At 69.7% G+C, this 15669-nt stretch carries 12 protein-coding genes; 5 read left to right on the forward strand and 7 right to left on the reverse strand.

The window, feature by feature from the left end; translation table 11 throughout:
* The first annotated feature begins 188 nt into the window (after window positions 1–188).
* The gene (locus MFF06_RS15530) at window positions 189–1265 is read left to right on the forward strand and encodes a DUF2865 domain-containing protein (RefSeq protein ID WP_238205535.1); all 1077 of its coding nucleotides are present in this window, start codon (window positions 189–191) and stop codon (window positions 1263–1265) included.
* Window positions 1266–1408: 143 nt separating this feature from the next.
* On the opposite strand, the gene MFF06_RS22810 is transcribed toward MFF06_RS15530, so the two are convergent.
* Window positions 1409–2482, reverse strand: coding sequence for a hypothetical protein (locus tag MFF06_RS22810; protein ID WP_370876492.1), 1074 nt, complete (start codon window positions 2480–2482; stop codon window positions 1409–1411).
* 78 nt (window positions 2483–2560) lie between these two features.
* On the opposite strand from MFF06_RS22810, the gene MFF06_RS22815 reads away from it, so the two are divergent.
* Together MFF06_RS22815 and mdcB are read left to right on the forward strand one after the other, a co-directional pair.
* Entirely contained in the window at window positions 2561–3643 is a 1083-nt protein-coding gene (locus MFF06_RS22815; RefSeq protein ID WP_370876491.1) for an OmpA family protein, read from the forward strand.
* Between the two features lie 75 nt (window positions 3644–3718).
* Window positions 3719–4582 (forward strand): triphosphoribosyl-dephospho-CoA synthase MdcB, encoded by an 864-nt coding sequence (mdcB, locus tag MFF06_RS15540; protein WP_238205537.1) that lies wholly within the window; start codon window positions 3719–3721, stop codon window positions 4580–4582.
* 18 nt (window positions 4583–4600) lie between these two features.
* Here mdcB and MFF06_RS15545 read toward each other — a convergent pair whose 3' ends face one another.
* Complete coding sequence (locus MFF06_RS15545; RefSeq protein ID WP_238205538.1) at window positions 4601–5671, reverse strand: DUF2778 domain-containing protein; 1071 nt, start codon at window positions 5669–5671, stop codon at window positions 4601–4603.
* A 494-nt stretch (window positions 5672–6165) separates the two neighbouring features.
* Between MFF06_RS15545 and MFF06_RS15550 the strand changes: the two genes are divergently transcribed.
* Window positions 6166–7740, forward strand: coding sequence for an aldehyde dehydrogenase (NADP(+)) (locus MFF06_RS15550; RefSeq protein WP_238205539.1), 1575 nt, complete (start codon window positions 6166–6168; stop codon window positions 7738–7740).
* 155 nt (window positions 7741–7895) lie between these two features.
* Here MFF06_RS15550 and flhA read toward each other — a convergent pair whose 3' ends face one another.
* The gene (flhA, locus tag MFF06_RS15555; RefSeq protein ID WP_370876489.1) at window positions 7896–10040 is read right to left on the reverse strand and encodes a flagellar biosynthesis protein FlhA; all 2145 of its coding nucleotides are present in this window, start codon (window positions 10038–10040) and stop codon (window positions 7896–7898) included.
* 138 nt (window positions 10041–10178) lie between these two features.
* Here flhA and MFF06_RS15560 point away from each other — a divergent pair, with 138 nt between their 5' ends.
* A complete protein-coding gene (locus tag MFF06_RS15560) occupies window positions 10179–10844 on the forward strand; it encodes a hypothetical protein (RefSeq protein ID WP_238205540.1) in 666 nt (221 codons plus the stop codon).
* A 418-nt stretch (window positions 10845–11262) separates the two neighbouring features.
* Here the strand turns inward: MFF06_RS15560 and MFF06_RS15565 are convergent, their stop codons facing one another.
* From MFF06_RS15565 to MFF06_RS15580, 4 genes are all read right to left on the reverse strand, one after another.
* On the reverse strand, window positions 11263–12429 hold the full coding sequence (locus MFF06_RS15565; protein ID WP_238205541.1) for a hypothetical protein: 1167 nt from the start codon (window positions 12427–12429) through the stop codon (window positions 11263–11265).
* 192 nt (window positions 12430–12621) lie between these two features.
* On the reverse strand, window positions 12622–13863 hold the full coding sequence (locus MFF06_RS15570; RefSeq protein WP_238205542.1) for a KpsE/RkpR family capsule polysaccharide export protein: 1242 nt from the start codon (window positions 13861–13863) through the stop codon (window positions 12622–12624).
* A gap of 115 nt (window positions 13864–13978) precedes the next feature.
* Window positions 13979–14632: an ABC transporter ATP-binding protein gene (locus tag MFF06_RS15575; RefSeq protein WP_238205543.1), complete on the reverse strand. Its 654-nt coding sequence runs from the start codon at window positions 14630–14632 to the stop codon at window positions 13979–13981.
* Window positions 14633–14755: 123 nt separating this feature from the next.
* The gene (locus MFF06_RS15580; protein ID WP_238205544.1) at window positions 14756–15502 is read right to left on the reverse strand and encodes a hypothetical protein; all 747 of its coding nucleotides are present in this window, start codon (window positions 15500–15502) and stop codon (window positions 14756–14758) included.
* Window positions 15503–15669: the final 167 nt, after the last annotated feature.

The following is a 15669-nucleotide window of genomic DNA, read 5'->3' on the forward strand; positions in this document are numbered from 1 at the left end:
CACCGCGAGACGCGAACCGCCGGGGCGAGCAGCGCGGTGATGATCGTATTCGAGCCTATACTCCCGCGATGAAGCTGTTCCTGTCATTTCCGCGCGGCCGCTCGGCCTTAACCGCTCATGACTGGTCCGGTGATACCCTCCTCGCGGCTTCGCAATCGGGCATCCCGCAGGCTGGCGACATGGAACGGATGGATCACCGGCATCACTCCGCGGCCGTTCCGCGCCGCAGGGCGCCATTCGCCCTGGCCGCCATCGTGCTCGCCTGCGCGACGCTGACGATGCCCGCCTTCGCTCTGCCGTCGTCCGATCCCGCGCCCTCCGACGCACCGGTGGCCACGCCCGCACCCCCGCCGCAACTGCCCTCGCCGGAATGCCGCCGCTACCGGGCGGAGCTGGCCTCGGTCCAGGTGAGCGGCAACGCCACCCGCGCCCTTCAGGACGAGATCGGCCGGCTCCAGACCTACTATCGCAGCTTGAATTGCGAGGGGGGACGCTTCCTCTTCTTCGATACGCGGCCGCCCCAGTGCGGCGCCGTGGAGCAGCGAATCCGCGCCCTCAACGCGACCTATGGCGGCGCGGTGATCGATGACACGGTGAGCCGCAAGCGTGAGTTGCAGGCGCTGGTCTCGCGCGCATGCCCCAGCGCCGAGGCGACGGCGGGCGGCGACGCCTATGCCCGCGGCGGCAACCAAGTGATCTGCGTGCGCACCTGCGACGGCGGCTATTTCCCGATGAAGAACCTGCCGGAGGGCCGTGGCGGCGCGGACGAGATGTGCCAAGCGCTCTGCCCCGGCACCGAGGCCGTGGCCTATTCGATGCCGAACGGGGACGACGCCCTGAAGCAGGCCGCCACCGTCAAGGGCAGCCGCGCCTACACGAGCCTCGCCAACGCCTTCAAGTTCCGCAAGACCTTCGTGCCGAATTGCTCCTGCAAGCCGGAGGGCAAGACCTGGGCGCAATCCCTGGTGAAAGCCGAAAGCATGCTCGTGCGGCACAAGGGCGACATTTTCGTTACCCCGATGCAGGCCGAGGCCCTCTCGCGGCCGAAAGTGCGCCTTACCCTCGTCGGCCGGGCCGACCGGACCGCCGCCGAACTCGCCGCCGATGCGGCGGGCCGTGCCGGTGGCGAGACCAAGGCCGGTGTTGGGCGCGCCGAGGACCCCGCGGCGGATGCGGCGGCGTCCACCGGCGGACGGAGCGAGCACGCCACCGTCCGGCTTATCGCCCCCGAGGTCGTCGCCGTCCCCACGCGGATGGCGCCCTGACGCCCGCAGCCACGCCGCCGCTCAACACGATGTGAGCGAGGCGGCGCCCCCGGCCAGGTCCGGTCCCGGAACCATTTCTCAGCTCGGCAGTTCGGTACGGCCTTGGCCGCGCTCGCTCCAGCGATGGGCGCGGCCGACCACCGTCAGCGTGACGCGACGCCCGCCCCATGACCCGTGGGCGGGGCGCGTTCCGACAGAACGAGGTGCCGATGCAGCGTTTCCGACTCCTCCTTCTGGCCGGCACAGTCCTGCCAGGTTTGGTGATGGCCCATGCCGCCACGGCGCGGCCGGACGGCATCGTGCTCGCTCAGGGAGGCCCGGAGGAACGCGGCCCCGGTGGGCCCGGTGGCCCTGGCGGGCCCGGTGGTCCCCGTGGCGGGGAGCGCGGCGGCCCCGGTGGTCCCGGCATGGAGCGTGGTCCCGGCCCCGGCGGCCCGCGCGAGCGTGGCGGCCCGCCAGCCGAGCGTGAACGGCCCGAGCCGCGTCCCGAGCGTGCGCCCCCCGCCGCGCGCGAGAGGCCTGAGCCGCGCGAAGCTCCCGAGCCCCGCCAACCCCGCCCCGAGCCGCAGATGGAACGGCAGGCGCCGCCGCGTCCGCAGCCGCCGGCCCAGCGCGAGCAGCGGCCCGATCGCCCCGAGCGGCCGGATCGGCCAGACCGCCCCGACCGGCCCGATCGCCCCGACCGGATGGAACGGCCGGACCGTCCCGAGCGCCCCGATCGTCCGGATCAGCCCCGCGCGCCGCGCCCGGACCGCCCGGATGCGCCGGCCGCGCGTCCGGCTCCCGACCGCGCCCCGCAGGGCCGCGATCAGCAGGAGCGCGAGCGAGCGCCGGCCAATCCCGACCGTGCCACTCCGCCCCCCGCTCCCGAGCGCGCCGCGCCGCCGGCGCCCACCCCAGCACCGGGTGCTCCCGGTCGCCCGTCGCCGCGCCCCGATGCCGGACCGGGCGCCGAGCCCGGCCGGCCGCCTGCGCCGAACCAAGCCCCCGGCGTTCCCGGCCGTCCGGTCCAGCGCCCCGATGCCGGTCCGGGTGCGGAGCCCGGCCGTCCGGTGCCGCCGAACCAGCAGCCGGGCGTTCCAGGCCGTCCGGTCCAGCGCCCCGACGCCGGACCGGGCGCCGAGCCGGAACGCCCGCCCGCGCCGAACCAAGCGCCCGGCGTTCCCGGCCGCCCCGTGCAGCCGCCCGGTGCCGCGCAGCCGCCGGCTCCGGGGCAACCCGGCGCGCCCGGCCAGCCGCCCGCACCGCCACCGCCCGGCGCCCCCGGCGCCGCCGCCCCGGCTCCCGCCGCGCCGGTGCCTGGCCAACCCGCGCCTGGACAAGGCCAGTTCCGCGGCGAGCAGCAGGGCCTCGGCGTCAACGGCGCACGGGGCGACTTCAACGTGCCCGGCCGCCCCGGATACATTCCCGGCGGCTTCCGGGAGAACGACGAGGTGCGCGACTACGAGCAGGTGCGCCGCGACCGCCGGGAGTTCCAGGCGGATGGCCGGACCTACTACCGTGAGCCGGGCCGGGTGATCGTGCAGGATCGCAACGGGTACCTGATCCGCCACGACGAGAACGAGCGGTTCCGCGAGCTGGACCCGCGGGGCTACCGGTACGAGCGCCGGGGTTCGGACTACATCAGCTTCATCGACCGGCCCGGCGGCGACCGCATCTACACGGTCACCGACGACGACGGTCGCCTGCTGCGCCGGTACCGCCGCTTCTCGGACGGACGCGAGGTCGTGATCATCGACAACACCTACGGCGGGCCGCCGAGGCCGATCTACGACGACGTCGTGGTGCTGCCGCCGCCGGACATCCGCATCCCCCGTGATCGCTACGTGGTGGAGTACGATCAGGCGGATCCGGGCCTCGTCTACGAGGCCCTGACGGCGCCCCCGGTGGTCAACGTCGACCGCCGGTACACGCTGGACCAGATCCGCTACAGCCCGGATCTCCGCGCGCGGATGCGCTCGGTCGATATCGACACGATCAACTTCGATACCGGCTCGTTCACGGTGACGCCCGACCAGGCACGGCGCCTCTCGGTGATCGCGGACGCGATCAACAAGGCGATCCGCGCCAACCCGCAGGAGGTGTTCCTCATCGAGGGCTACACCGACGCGGTCGGCTCGGACATCGACAACCTGTCTCTGTCGGATCGCCGGGCCCAGTCCGTCGCCACGGTGCTGACGCAGCAGTTCCAGGTCCCGCCGGAGAACCTGACGACCCAGGGCTACGGCGAGCAGTATCTCAAGGTGAACACGCAGGGCCCGAGCCGCGAGAATCGCCGCGTCACGGTCCGCCGTATCACCCCGTTGCTGCAACAGGGCCAGAACCAGGGCGGAGGCCAGGGCCAGTATCAGGACCAGGGCGCGCCGCCGCCGCGCTGAGGCGCTGCGAGCGCGTTCGGAACGGTGGCGCGGGAAACCCCGCGCCACCGCCCGGTTTTGCCTGTAAGAGGCGGCATGGCGAAGGCGGGGAGGGCCGTGCCGCATCCCGCTGAAGACCTCGCCACGATCCGCGAACGTCACGTCGCGGTGCTTGCCCACGGCGCCCTCATCGACGAACTGGAGACGTGGCCCAAGCCCGGCCTCGTCAGCCCGGTCGATTCCGGCAGCCATCGGGACATGGACGCGGAGACTCTCCGCCGCAGCGCGAGGGCCATCGCCCCCTATTTCGCGGAACTGGCGCGGGCGGGCGCGGCCTCCGCCGGCCTGCCGGACCTGCGCCGGATCGGCCTCGCCGCCGAGGTCGCGATGCTCGCCGCGACCGGCGGCGTGAACGCCCATCGTGGGGCGATCTTCTCCCTCGGCCTCATCGCCGCCGCCGAAGGTGTCTCAGGATACGTGACGGCCTCGGCCGAGGCGCGGGCGGCCAGGGTTGGCGCGCTGTGGGGCCGGGCCATCGCCCGTCATCCCCCCTCGGCCCTGAGCCACGGGGCGCGGGCTGCGCGCCGTTACGGGGTGGGGGGAGCGGCGGCGGAGGCGGCGGCCGGGTTTCCGGCGGTGCGCGCCCTCGGCCTGCCCGCCCTGCGCCACGGCCGCGCCCTCGCAAACGAGGATGCCGGGGCCGCGCGGGTCCAGTGCCTGTTCGCCCTGATGGCGGAACTCGACGACACCAACCTGCTGCACCGGGGCGGACGGGACGGTCTCGCCTTCGCACGCGCGGCCGCACGGCGGTTCCTCGACGGCGGCGGAGTCGGCGCGGCGGGCTGGCGCGACGAGGCCGTCGCCCTGCACCGCGCCTTCGTGGAGCGGCGCCTCAGCCCCGGCGGATCGGCCGATCTCCTGGCCGTCACCGTGTTCCTCGACGGTCTGGCCGCAGCCTGACGGCGGCGCAGGCCACCGTCAGTTGTTGGCGACGCGCAGGGGCCCGCCCGCCACGTTCGAGGGGGCTGCGCCCGCGCCGGGCACCACCACGAGCTGGCGGATCTCGCCGCGCAGGTAGGCTTCGAGGAAGCGGTTGTAGTCCCGGAAGGAGACGCAGCCGTTGGAGGCGCCCGTCGGGCCAAGCATGAAGGTGTGCGCGAGCAGGCCGACGCGGCCGTAGATCGATTCGGCGCCGCCGACCGGCGTCAGGCGGATGGCGCGGACGCCGTGGAACGGTTGCTCCCGCTCCGACAACACGTAGGTGCCGGGGGGCGTCGCGCCGCGCATCCGCACATGGACATGCCGGGGATCGTCCATGATCTCGCCGAGTCCGGAATGCGCTTCGAGGCGCTCGCCGCTCGGCAAGGTCACGATGCGGGCGGAGATATCGTAGGTGGCCGTGCCGCCTTCGCCGACCGGGGGAGCCACCGGCGGGCTGAGGCGCGGGCGTGGCGTTGGATCGACGGGCTTGCTGTCGAGGGCGACGTAGGACCGGGCCGGCGGCGTCTCGACGCCGAACAGCTTCTCGAGGAAGGACCGATTATCCTCCGGCGTCGGCGGGGGCAGGACGGCCTGCTGCTGGACCGGCGTGCGGGCCGCCCGGCGGACGGCATTGCCGCGCAATTCCGGCGGCCGGGGAACGGGCAGCGGCACGGTCATCGCCGTGCGTGGCGCCTCGGCCTCCGCCGGGGCCGGGGCGGCGGGCGCTTCGGCGACGATCTCGGGAGCGGACGCCGGGTTCGGCTCCGCTTCCGTGGGGGCCGACCCGGCGGCGGTCCAGGCCCAGCGCGAAAGCCTGCCGCCGAGCGTCACCGACCACGGGTCCATGGCATCGACGAAGGGTGCCGGGTCGGCGGCGGCGACCGCCTGCGGCATGGAACTGTCGGCCATCGGCTGGGTGGGTGCCGCAGCCCCGGGACCGTGGGCCGGCGGGGCGACGAGGCTGGCGGCCAGGGCCAGCGTCGTGGCTGCGGCGAAGGTCGCGAGCGGCGCCGCGATGCCACGGCGCGCCACGATCGAACCGGCTTGCGGCTGCATGCGATCAGTCATCGGGTCGCCCTTGCTCCTCGTCACGGAGCGGGCGGCGGGCTCCCAGGCGGACGGGGATGGCCCCGGGCCGGGAGCGGACCGGCACGACCCGCGAGGCCGCAGACAGCCGGTCGGGACCGGCGATTTCAGGGCACAGCCATGGTCGAACCGGGCCGGACCTTGACTGTTTTCGGGCGAAACGTGGCCATATCCTGCTTTCCGCCTCAATTGCCTGAGGTTTGCAAACTTACGTCAGCATTCGTTGCGGATAAGCTTGGCCGTTCCCTTTGGAATCATTGGCCGTCGCGTCGGGTTGCGGAACGGGCGGCGACACCGGGCGCGAATCGTCGTGTCGGCAGGGTCTTCCGCCGTCATGCTCCTGTGATAAGCCACGGCCCCAACGGGGGGATGGTCACGGTGTCGTCCCGGATGCCGGACGGGCCTGGACGGATCGTCCGGGCGGCGGGCCGTCACGGCCGCCGGCCCCGGCCACTGCCCTCACGCGGAGAGTTTCCATGGATTTGCACGGCGACAACCTGATCGGCGGCGAGGCCCTGACGGTCCAGGGTGAGCGCTGGCGCGCCATCGAAGCCGCAACCGGGCGCGAGCTTCCGAGCGATTTCTCCGCCGCGACGCCGGAGATGGTGGAGCGGGCCTGTGCCCTCGCCGACGAGGCCTACGACACCTTCCGCGAGACCACGCCCGAGGCGCGGGCCGCCTTCCTGGAGGCCGTGGCACAGGCGATCCTCGACATCGGCGACGATCTTATCACCCGCTGTATGGCCGAGAGCGGCCTGCCGCGGGCGCGGCTCGAGGGCGAGCGCGGCCGCACGGTCGGCCAGCTGCGGATGTTCGCGGGCGTGCTGCGCGAGGGCTCCTTCTACGAAGCGCGTATCGATCCCGCGATGCCGGACCGCGCACCCCTGCCGCGCCCGGACCTTCGTCTGCGCACCATCGCCGTCGGACCCGTGGCCGTGTTCGGCGCCTCGAACTTCCCGCTCGCCTTCTCCGTGGCGGGCGGCGACACCGCCTCCGCCTTCGCTGCCGGCTGTCCCGTGGTCGCCAAGGCTCACCCGGCCCATCCGGGGACCTCGGAACTCGTCGGCCGCGCCATCGCCAAGGCGGTGACCTCCAGCACTCTCCCGGCGGGCGTGTTTTCGCTGCTGTTCGATCCCGGCATCGAGGTCGGCCAGCGTCTGGTCTCCGATCCGCGCATCGCGGCGGTGGGCTTCACGGGCTCGCAGCGGGGCGGCACGGCGCTGATGAAGCTCGCCGCCGAGCGGCCCGTGCCGATCCCGGTCTACGCGGAGATGAGCAGCATCAACCCGGTCATCCTGATGCCGGCGGCCCTGGAGGCGCGCGGTGCGGCGATCGGCAAGGCTTTCGTCGGCGCGCTCACCCTCGGCTCGGGCCAGTTCTGCACCAATCCGGGCCTGATCCTGGCCGTCGAGGGACCGGGGCTCGAAGCCTTCCTCGCCGGCGCCGGAGAGGCCCTGAAGGGCGTCGCCGCGCAGACCATGCTGACGCCGGGCATCCATCGCGCCTTCTGCGAGGGCGTCGCCGCCCTGGATGCCAACGCGGCCGTGACCCGGATCGCGGAAGGACAGGCGGGGGGCGAGAACCAGGGCCAGCCCGTCCTCTACACCACCACCGCCAGGGCCTTCCTGACCGACCACAGCCTCGCGGAGGAGGTGTTCGGGGCGGCCTCCCTCGTCGTGACCTGCCGCGACGCCGGCGAGATCCGTTCGGTCCTCGCGCGCCTCGAGGGTCAGCTCACGGCCTCACTTCACATGGACGAGGCCGATCACGAGCCGGCCCGCGCCCTGCTGCCGCTGCTCGAACGCAAGGTCGGCCGCATCCTCGTCAACGGCTTCGGGACCGGTGTCGAGGTCGCCCACGCGATGGTGCACGGCGGCCCGTTTCCCGCCACCTCCGACGGCCGGACGACCTCCGTCGGCAGCCTCGCGATTCAGCGGTTCCTCCGCCCGGTCTGCTATCAGGACGTGCCCGACGCCCTGCTGCCCCCGGCCCTGAAGCAGGCGAACCCCCTTGGCATCCCGCGCCGGGTGGACGGCAAACGGGAGGGTTAACGGCTTCCCCTCTCGAAGCACGGCCGCCGTTACCGCAGGCGAGAGCCGGAGCAATTCAGGGGTGCGCATCGTCCGCAGGCGTAACGCCGCCCTGGATTGCTTCGCTCATGCTCGCAGAAACGGCGCTGCGTGAGCCGATCCGGTCGCCAGCGGATTTAGATCGATCCCACCGTCCGCAGCCGCGCCCGCGGGTGGATCTCCGCTTGGCTGATCACGGGGGTCTCCCGGCGGAACCGTTCGATGATCGAGCGGACGAAGGGCCGGGCCTGGGCGGAGGTGACGAGCACCGGCATCTCACCCTGCCGCGCTGCATTCTCGAACCGGTCGCGGACCAGAGTGACGAACTCCGAGAGCTTCGAGGGTTGCATGGCGAGGTAGCGCTCCTCGCGCTCCCCGACGATCGACTCCGCGAAGGCCTGCTCCCAGGCGGGCGAGAGGGTGATGATCGGCAGAGCCCCGTCCGGCCCCTGGTATTGCGCGCAGATCTGGCGCCCGAGGCGCGCCCGCACATGCTCCACCACGTCGCGGGGGTTCTTCACCGCGCCCGCCACCTCCGCGATTCCCTCGACGATGGTGCCGAGATCGCGGATGGAGACGCGCTCCGCCAGCAGGAACTGCAGCACCCGCTGGATGCCGGTGGTCGAGATCTGCGACGGGCAGACCTCCTTCAGGAGATCGCCGTGCTCCTTGGGCAACTCGCGCATGAGCTTCTGGACCTCGACATGGTTCAGGAGCTCGGAGACATGGGCCTTGATCACTTCGGTGAGGTGGGTCGAGACGACGGTGGCGGCATCGACCACCGTGTAGCCCTTCAGCTGGGCGTCGTCCCGGAGCGCCGCGTCGATCCACGTGGCGGGTAGGCCGAAGGTCGGCTCCAGCATGTGCTGGCCCGGCAACTGGACCTGGCCGCCCATGGGGTCCATCGCCATGAACTGCCCCGGGAAGATCTTGCCGCTGCCGGCCTCGATCTCCTTCACTCGCACCACGTAGGCGTTCGCCTCCAACTGAACGTTGTCGAGGATGCGAACGGACGGCATGACGAAGCCGAGTTCCGCCGCGAGCTGGCGGCGCAGGGCCTTGATCTGGTCGGTGAGGCGGTCCTGCCCCTCGCCATTCACCAGGGGGAGCAGGGCGTAGCCCATCTCCAGCTTCAGGTCGTCGAGCTTGAGGAGGTCGGTAACGGTCTCTTCCTTGGCTGCGCCGCCCTGCGCGGGATCCACGGGCTTGCCCTCCGCGTCCATGACGGGGGCGTCCTTCGCTCCCTTGTTGAGCTTCCAGGCGGCATAGCCCGCGCCGCCGCCGAGGAGGAGGAAGGGCAGGATCGGCATACCGGGCAGCAGGCCAATCAGCAGCATCACCGCCGCCGACATGCCGAGCGCCTTCGGATAGTGGGCGAGCTGCTTGCCGAGGGCCTTGTCGGCCGAGCCACGGACGCCGGCCTTCGAGACGAGGATGCCCGCCGCCGTCGAGACGATCAGGGCCGGCACTTGGCTCGCGAGGCCGTCGCCGATGGTGAGCAGGGTGTAGCTCTTGGCGGCTTCGCCGAAGCCCAACCCCTGCTGCGCGACGCCGATGATGATGCCGCCGATGACGTTGATGAAGGTGATGAGCAGGGCCGCCACGGCATCGCCGCGCACGAACTTCGAGGCGCCGTCCATGGCGCCGAAGAAGGCCGATTCCTCCTCCAGCGCCGCCCGGCGCGCCTTGGCGACCTTCTCGTCGATCAGGCCGGCGGAGAGGTCGGCGTCGATCGCCATCTGCTTGCCGGGCATCGCATCGAGGGTGAAGCGCGCCGCCACCTCCGCGATGCGTCCCGAACCCTTGGTGATGACAACGAAGTTCACGATGATCAGGATCGCGAAGACGATGATCCCGATCACGAAGTTGCCGCCCATCACGAAGTGGCCGAACGCTTCGATGACGTGCCCCGCCGCCGCCGTGCCCTCGTGGCCGTGGCCGAGGATCAGCCGCGTCGAGGCGAGGTTGAGGGCGAGCCTCAGCATCGTCGCGATGAGGAGCAGGGTCGGGAAGACCGTGAATTCCAGCGGATTGTCGATCGAAAGCCCGGTCATCATGATGAGGACCGAGAGGATGATCGAAACCGCCAGCAGCAGATCGAGGAGAACCGCGGGCAGCGGGAAGATCAGCACTGCCAGGATGCCGAGCACGCCCGTGGCGAAGAGCAGGTCGGAGCGCTTCGACAGGGCGTGGAGATCGCCGCGGCTCGGCAGGGCGAACTGGGCGAGGAGCGACGCCATGTCGGCCTTGCCCCCGTTGGCAGGCGTCACCGCCTCGCTCATCCCGAATCTCCCGCGCCGGTCCGCCCCGCACCCGGCAGACCCGGCAAGATCTGCCGGGTGGATGGTTAGCGATGCGTTAAGCTTCGGAACCCGCGCCCCCGCGAGGGCTTGACCGGACTCTGTCCCAAGGAGTTCCCGATGCACCAGCGCGCGGTCACCGCCCTGTTCGAACGCTATGCCGACGCGGAGGCGGCCATCGCGCGCCTCGAGGCAGCGGGGATTCCCCATGCCGACATCGCGATCCTGGCAAGCCGCTCCGAGGATGCGCCGACGGTCTCCGCCCCGGGGACGGGCTCGGTGGCCGGAGACGCGGAGGCCCAACGGTCGGCCGGACTGTCCCCCGGCGCCGGAGGGGCGGCCCACGGCGGCGACGCCGTCAGCCCGACGGGCGCGGGGGCTACCGTCGGGACCCTGCTGGGCGGCGGCGCGGGGCTTCTGGCCGGGCTCGGCCTCCTGGCGGTGCCGGGTTTGGGACCGGTGGTCGCGGCGGGCTGGCTCGTGGCCACCGTCACCGGCGCGGGCATCGGCGCCGCGGCGGGCGGCCTCGTCGGGGCGCTCACCGGCGCGGGTATGAGCGAGGAAGAGGCGGCGGCCTATGCCGAGGGCGTGCGCCGGGGCGGCACCTTGGTCACCGTCCGCGCCGAGGAATCGCGCACCGCCGGCCTCATCTCCCTCATGAAGGAGGCGGGCTCGATCGACATCGACCAGCGCGCCGAGAACTGGCGCTCCGAGGGCTGGACCGGGGGAACCCGTGGTTCCTCGAATGCCGCGCCGGGCCAGGTGTTCGGCGGCGAGCGGCCCTGATCCCTCGGGACGCGATCCCCGAGCGGGCGGCTTCGGCATCCCGCTGGGATCGAGCGGTGACGGTCACATCCGGACCGCGAGCCGCGACATGCATCTCTCTCCACGAGGGGAGAGCGCGCGTGCTTAGTGTCGTGGCCGATCACGTCGGCTCACGCAGCTCCGTCATGGCGAGCGAAGCGAAGCAATCCAGGGCAGCGGGACGCCTCAGGATGTGGCGGCTCCATGGATTGCTTCGCTTGCGCTCGCAATGACGAGAGAGCGCAGCGACTCGAGTGTCACCGGAATTGCTCAATCCCTCCAACCCCTGCGATCCGCCTCGAAACAAAACCGCTCTGCGGTGCCCTGAGGTGTCGCACCACAGGGAAGGGTCGCAGGGCGCAGCCGTCGTGGTCGAACCGGATCTGCCGCGGGCGGCGCCTCACTGCCAGTGGAAGATGCCCCCGCTGAAGATCCAGATGATCTTGCTGCCCTGGTTGCGCAGGCTCTCCGAGATGAGCGTCAGATCCGTGCCGGCGCCCATGGCCATGGAGATCCAGTGGCTCTCGTTGCGGCTCAGGGTGACTTCCTGTGTGTTGAGCTTCATGCGGGCGCGGATCGGACTCGGGGCGTTCGAATAGTACATCGTATCGAGGATCAGCCGCGGAAACGGTTTGGCCGCGCGCATCACCAGTTCATGATTGCCGGCGCCGATGATGTGCAGGTCTTCGCCGATGCGGAAGGCGTGGACCGATCCGCCTTCCTCCACGGTCATGGACACCACCTCGAAGCCCGCGCTGGCGAGGGCGTCCCGGAAGATGTCGGGAATGTCGGACCACGGCACGAGGGCCGTCTGCTTCAGTTCGAGATCGTGCCCCTTCTCCAGGGCGTTGTCCCGATTATTGGTGAAGTAGCGCCAGCGGTGGGTGAACCGGATGTCCCCCGTCATGTGGAGGCCCCGAATCGGACCGTCGGCACCGTGGAAGGAGATCTCGCCCGCCGCGTCGGCGACCTCGGCCAAGCCGTATTTCGTCACGAAATTCTGGAGTTCCGACAGGCGGTTGACCCGCCCGTGCCCGGCCCAGAGCTGGAGGAGCGTCGTGTCGAGCCCATAGCTGAGGGTAAAGTCGGTGCCGACCCGCTCGAAGCTGGCCCGGACGAACCGGCTAAAATCGCGCCATGCCTCCGTCGTGCCCGCCACGAGCCCGGCTTGCACGGCGCCGCCCATCCGCTCCTGGCCGACGTAGTAGACCAAGTGCATGTTCTCGTCCTTGTTCGGCCCGATCAGTTGGTCCGTGATGAAAGTGCAGAACATCTGATCGCGACAGGCGAAGATGTTGTCGCCCTCGATCGCGTCGAACAGGTCGAAGTGGGGGTGGCAGAACCAGATGTCGGCGTCGTAGAGCGCGACCTTGCGCAGCCCGGGATTGGCCTCGCACAGGCGAGACACCTCCATGTAACGGGCGACGGCCAGCGATTTCTCCGCGGATTCGATGACGTTCACGGAGTTGGCGCGGAGGAGGTCGATCTTGTGCTGCGACAGGCCGAAGCCGATGACGCAGACATAGCCGGTATAGTTCGTTTGTCTCAAGGACAGTAGGAACGGCACGAGCATCTCGTACCAGGCATTGTCGTTATCGTTGATCGCAACGCACACTGCCAGATCGCCGGCATAAACCGGATAAGTCGCCATCCCCGTCGGCCTTCATGAACCCGTGCCGGGGGGGTCTTACCAGCAAAGCTTCGCCAAGTATTGTGACTTGGCGATGTATTATTTTTGGCTACGCAACTATTAGATGTATCAGTCGATCATCTTGCGCAGGAACAGAGCGGCCGCGAACAGCACCGCCGAGGCGGCGGTGATGAGGCTGATCATGAGGATGCGCCGCGGCTGGGTCGAGGATTCCGCCCGCACCGGGTTCACGATGGGGCTGAAGAACTCCACTTGGCGGGCGGCGATGATGCGGGCGCGCTCGTGCGCCGAAAGCACCGACTCGTAGTACTTGGTGGCGTTCTTCCGCTCGTTGTCGAGGGCTTCGAACCGGGTCAGCGCCTCGGAGAGGACGCGCTTCTGCTCCGGGTCCTGGGTCGCGGACGCCTTCTCGATCCGCGCGATATTCTCGTCGATATCCCGGATCTGTTGCTTGATGTCGATGATCCGCCGCGCCTCCGGCCCGAGGTCGCGCTGGCCGATGGCCAGCTGGACCGCGAGATTGATCCGGTTCGCCCGCAGCTCCGAGATGACCTTGAGGTTGGCTTCGTTGCTCTTCTGCGCATCGAGGACGCCCTCGCGGTTGCGCAGGTCGCGCAGCGCCACGCTGACCTTCTTGAGGCGCTCTTCCGCCAGCGCCAGCTCGCGGTTGCTCTCGGCGAGCGCATCGTTGCGGGCGGCGGCGCTGAGTTCGTTGACGTTGCGCTCGGCCTCCTTCAGCACCGCCTTGGCGATGGCCAGGGACTCGTCCGGATCGAACGCCTCCACCGTCAATCCCATGATGCCGGAGGAGGATTCCACCTCCAGCTCGACGCGGTGGCGCCAGTATTTCAGGAACTTCTCGATCGGCTTGTCGGCATCGAAGCGAGACAGGTAGTCGATGCTGTCGCGGCTGAACCACTGCCGGATCGGCAGTTCCTTCTCGATGGTTTCCACCATCGGTCGGCTCAAGATATAGGTGTAGGTGATCAGCGTATCCTGCGCGATCATCTCCTTGGGCACGCCCGAATTCGTGCCGACGCCGTCGGGCGTCGCCTTCTCGGCCGAGCCGATGGCGGGGCGGATCGCGAAGCGGGCCTCGGTCACGTAGCGGTCGGAGGCGATGAGGCCGTAATACACGGCGCCTGCGAGGCTCGGCAAAACGAAGAACAGCACGAAGAAGAGCGGCATCCAAGGATCGCTCTTCACATGGCTCTGGTACGAGCGGATGCCCTTGCGCCGGTCGGCGAAGCGCGACATCCGCGCGAACTGCCGCAGCGATTCGGCGATGGCCTGCTGCCGATCCGCCGGTGTGAGCGGCCTGCCCTCGGGCTTGCCGACCTCCATGTTCATCGAGCGATTCCCGATCTGTCCGCGCGCCGCCGGGCGGCCCGCACCGGCCGCGCCTGCCCATTCCCGATGCCTCTGCCACCGCCTGACGGCAAAAGCATGTCGGCCGAGGGGCGCTTCACGCGTTCAGGCGGTGGTACACCTCGATGGCGTCGTTCACATCTTCGTAGACGATGGCCCGGCCGTTCAGGAGCACGATCCCTTGCGTGCACCAGCCCCGGATGACCTCCATCGAGTGCGAGATCATGATCACGTCGGCGTGCTTGCGCCGCTGGGAGAACACCTCCTCGCACCGGCGGGCGAAGCGCCCGTCACCCACGGAGGTCACCTCGTCGATCAGGTAGCAATCGAAGGGGATCGCCATGCTCATGCCGAAGGCGAGGCGGGCGCCCATGCCCGAGGAATAGGTCCGGATCGGCACGTCGAGGTAGCTGCCGAGCTCGGAGAAATCCTCCACGAAGTCGAGCACCCGCTTCGGGTCCTCGCCGTAGATCCGGGCGATGAATTTCACGTTGTCCCGCCCGGTCATCTGCGGGTGGAAGCCGCCGCCGAAGCCCAGGGGCCAGGAGACGCGCAGGCCGCGCTTCACCCGCCCGCGGGTCGGCTCCTCGGTGCCGGCGATGAGGCGCATCGTCGTCGACTTGCCGGCGCCATTGATGCCCAGGATACCGTAGGAGATGCCGGGCTTCAGGGTGAAGGAGGCCTGCTCCAGGATCGAACGGCGATGTCCGTCCGTCTTGTAGATCTTCGTGACGTTCTCGAAGCGGATCACGGACGGGGCCTTCGTACCGATACGAGCCTGCCGTCTGCCGCCGGAACAAGGCGAATCTGAGGATTCCGGCCCCGCTCCGCCGGCGCGAGCGGCGACGACTGCGGAGGCTTTTCGGGCGGTCCGTCAGATATGCCCCTGGAGGGCGAGGCTTTCGCCGAAATTACCGGAATAGGTCTGCTGTCCGAGGTGGTTCAGCCGGGAGGTCAGGTCTGCGTAGACCTTGCCGCCCATGTCGCGCCAGCGGCGGCAGAAGGCGTAGTCCTCCGAGAGGTATCGGCCGGAATCCGGATCGATCATACAATCGAAGAACAGCCAATAGAGGTGTGCGTAGGGGTCCTTCTCTCGGCCGTCCGGCGTGTAGTTCAGGTTCGGATAGTGATCCATCATGCGTAGGATCACCTCGCGCTTGATCACCATGAAACCCGTCGTTGCCTCTGCGACCTCGATGAAGCCGTCGCCGTCGATGTATCGCTGCAAGGGCTCGGTGCCCTGGCCGATGGGATTGAAGGCGTATTGCGTGTAGCGCCGCTCGAACTCCGCCCGAGTCATCCCGGCGGGCAGGCCCTCGGCGGGCCAGTAATCGAGCTTCAGCGGATAGACGCCGGACGCCACGTCCCGATCCGCGAGCAGCAGGCGGAAAACCTGATCGGGCGTGAAGGCGATGTCGGAATCGATCCAGAACAGGTGCGTGAAGGATTCCTCCTGGAGGAAAACCTTGAGCATCCGGTTGCGGGCGCGGGTGATCAGGCTTTCGCTGCGCATCTGCAGCATCGTCACCATGCCTTCGTGGGCGCAGGCATAGGCCAGCGAATAGAGGCTCGTGACGTAATTCATCGAGACCGCCGAGATGTAGCACGGCGTGGCGAACATGACTTTCATCGACGGGAGCGCCGACCGCGGCAACATCATGAAGAGTGATCCCTTCCGGGCTCTGCCCAGGCTCGGCGGCAACATTGGCGCCGTCGGGTATGGGAAAGTATCGATCCGGCCGGAATTTGGGAAGTGTATTTTCGGAATTTTGGAAATTACAACCATTA

Source organism: Methylobacterium aerolatum (assembly GCF_022179085.1).
Classification (GTDB): domain Bacteria; phylum Pseudomonadota; class Alphaproteobacteria; order Rhizobiales; family Beijerinckiaceae; genus Methylobacterium; species Methylobacterium aerolatum.